We start from the raw sequence: 3238 nt of genomic DNA on the forward strand, positions 1-3238 counted from the left end.
CTGCGATGGCGGTGTGTCAGGAAAAATGCTTCGCAGCCTTCGGCAGCTCCTACAGGGACGGTGTTTTCAGATCGATCAGTAATGCCCTGGCGGCAGATCTACTCGACAAACATTTCGCGCAACAATCCATGCCGTTGCATCTTCTCATTCAAGGTGCGGCGTGGCAGTTGCAGTTCTTCGAGTACGGCCTTGATATCTCCTTTGTGACGGGCCAGCGCGGCACGCAGGCATTGCGCTTCGAAGGCTTCCTGTTGAGCCGCGAGGGATTGCCCTGGATCGGTCTGCACTGTCGGCGGCGACGTCAGGCCGAGAATCTGCCGTTCAGCCGCGTTGGCCAGCTCGCGGACGTTGCCGGGCCAGTCATGACTCAGCAACTGGCCCAACTGTGCGCCACTGAGTTCAGGCGCGCTGCGACCCAGACGCTGCGCAGCGGCACTGGCGAAATGCGCGAACAACAGGGGAATGTCTTCACGGCGCTCGCGCAATGGCGGTAAACGCAACTCGGCCACCGTCAGCCGATAAGCCAGGTCTTCGCGAAAGCGTCCGGCACGGGCTTCTTCCAGCAGGTCGGGTTTGGTCGCCGCGACGATACGCAGGTCGACGTCAATGGCTTTGTTTGAACCCAGCCGCTCAAGTTTCTTGTCTTGCAGTACGCGCAGCAATTTGACTTGCTGGGCCAGCGGCATGCTTTCGATTTCATCAAGAAACAGCGTGCCGCCGTCCGCGTATTCCAGCTTACCGATGCGTTTGCCTTGCGCGCCGGTAAACGCGCCGCTCTCATGGCCGAACAGCTCGGCTTCAAATAACTGCTCTGGAATCGCCGCACAGTTGAGCGCTACAAAAGGCTTGTGCGCTCGAGGGCCAAAGTCATGCAGGCAACGGGCAACCATTTCCTTGCCGCTCCCGGTTTCACCGCGAATGACCACGTTGACCGGCAATTGCGACAAGTCCAGCACCTGTCGCCGCAAGGTTTGCAGGCCGGGAGAAACACCCAGCAATGTGGCCTCCAGTTGAGTCCGGGTATCGGCCTGTTCGTGCAGTCGGCGGTTTTCCAGGATCAGTTCGCGTTTTTCCAGCGCGCGCCGCAGGTTGCGCAGCAGTACTTCGGGGCTGAAGGGCTTTTCGAGAAAGTCATACGCACCTTCCCGCATCGCATCCACCGCCATAGGTACATCGCCGTGGCCGGTGAGCAGAATCACCGGCAGATCGGCATCGATCGCCTGTATCCGGCTTAACAACTCCATCCCGTTCATGCCCGGCATACGCACATCGCTGAGGATCACGCCGGGAAAATGCTCGGGCAAATTCGCCAGGCAGTCTTCGGCGCGGCTGTAGACCTGAACATTGAAGCTGGACAGGCTTAGCCATTGCTCCACGGCTTCGCGAATCGGGGCTTCGTCGTCGACCACAATCACTGAGTTCAACATGCGGGGTCAGGCTCCAGATAGTCATTGGGCAAGCTGAACCAGAACCGCGCACCATCGCTCTGGTTTTCGGCGCTCAAGCGTCCACCCAACTCGTGGACGATGGCATAAGACACCGCAAGCCCCAATCCCAAACCATCGCCAACAGGTTTGGTGGTGAAAAATGGATCGAAGATGTTCGCCAGATGCTCGTCAGCAATACCACCGCCGCTGTCCTCCACGCTGACAAGCCAGCGCGTCTGTTCCGGATGAATGCGGATTTCGAGGCGTTTGACGGGCTTGTCGCGGATGGCATCCAGTGCGTTGCGCAGCAGATTGATCAGCACCTGCTCTAAACGAATGGCATCGCCGCGCACCCAGGCCGGTCTTGTCAGATTCAGCACACACTCAACGTGCTCGTCGCGCAGTCGCGAGTCCAGCAGCAATAAGGCTTGATCAACCACCGCCGCCAGATCGAGTCGTTCGCGCAAGCCTCCGGGGCTTTTGCGGGCGAAGGTTTTCAGATGTCCGGTCAGCGCCTTCATCCGAATCAACTGTTGGTCCAGGGGTTCCAGCGCCTTGTAGGCGTCGTCAATACGCCCGTGATCCAGCAGCAGGCGCAGCGTAGCCAGTTGCATACTTTGCGCGGTGAGGGGCTGATTGATTTCGTGGGCCAGTGCCGCAGACATCTGCCCCAGCGCGGCGAGTTTGGTCGATTGCACCAGGCCTTCCTGAGCGGTGCGCAGATCCCGGGTGCGTTCTTGCACCTGACGTTCCAGCTCGTCACGACTGTGTTCGCGCAGGCGCGCCAGACGCCAGCGTTGATAGAGAAACAAGCCGAGAAACACCAGCGTCAGCCAGGTACCCGCCGCTGCCAGCGCTGCGTTTCGGGCGTCCTCACTGGCCAGTTGCGGTTTGCGTAACAGGTGCAGGGTCCAGTCTTCGGCGGGCAAAGGCATGGACTGCCACAGGTAATCAGCCTCGCCGTCCGGACCCTGCACGCGAGTCAGGTGGCTTTGATTGTTGAATTCGCGCAGCTCAGTGCGCTGTAGCGGGGACAGCGGTTGTTTGTCGTACTGGCGAGTCGCGGACAGCTCGGCGCGATCTTGCGCGGCGATGGGCAGCAATTCGCGATAACGCCAGCGCGGCTGGCTGGCGATGAAGACGATGCCCTTGGCGTCACTGACCAGCAGCAGGTCGTCGCCCTTTGCCCACTCGTGCTCAAGGTCGGGGAACTCCAGCTTCACCACCATGGCACCCATGAATTCCCCGGCATCGCCAGTTACTGCATGGGACAGGAAATAGCCGGGGATGCCGCTGGTCACGCCGACTGCGTAAAAGCGTCCAACGCCTGTGGCTTTGGTTTGCTGGAAATACGGGCGAAAGGCGTAGTTGTGGCCGACGTAACTGGTCGGCAGCCGCCAGTTGCTTGCACCGATGGCCAGGCCTTTGCGATCCATCAATTCCAGGGTCGAGGATTGCGCCGCACCGTTGATTTTCTCCAGTTTGCGGTTCAGTGCATCCTGGGACACGGCAGTGATCGGGCCATTCAGGGCTGCGCGCAATTCCGGGTCAAGGGCCAGGACTGCTGGCAGCGCCCGGTAGCGTTCAATCAGCGTGTGCAGAGTATTGGCGTAAAGCGAAAGCTGCTCCTGTGCCCGTGCAGCGTCTTGTTCCACACCGTGGCGCTGCGCCTGACGCATGGCCAGACCCGCCGAAACAGCAGCGCCCGCCAGGATAAGCAGGACATACAGCGTGATACGCAGGGAGCGGGAAGTGGAGGGCATGAGCGGGGCAGCCAGGATTGCGCATTATCTGGTTTGGAATGCCATCTC

Annotated in this window: 2 protein-coding genes; both read right to left on the reverse strand. The window is 60.2% G+C overall.

Annotated elements, in window-relative coordinates:
• Positions 1-98: 98 nt before the first annotated feature.
• Positions 99-1427 (reverse strand): sigma-54-dependent transcriptional regulator, encoded by a 1329-nt coding sequence (locus H8S59_RS26585; protein WP_095096111.1) that lies wholly within the window; start codon positions 1425-1427, stop codon positions 99-101.
• Positions 1421-3190: an ATP-binding protein gene (locus tag H8S59_RS26590; protein WP_187523342.1), complete on the reverse strand. Its 1770-nt coding sequence runs from the start codon at positions 3188-3190 to the stop codon at positions 1421-1423. Before H8S59_RS26590 ends, H8S59_RS26585 begins: the two co-directional genes overlap by 7 nt.
• Positions 3191-3238 lie beyond the last annotated feature (48 nt).

The sequence above is a fragment of the Pseudomonas folii genome, assembly GCF_014357575.1.
GTDB lineage: Bacteria > Pseudomonadota > Gammaproteobacteria > Pseudomonadales > Pseudomonadaceae > Aquipseudomonas > Aquipseudomonas folii.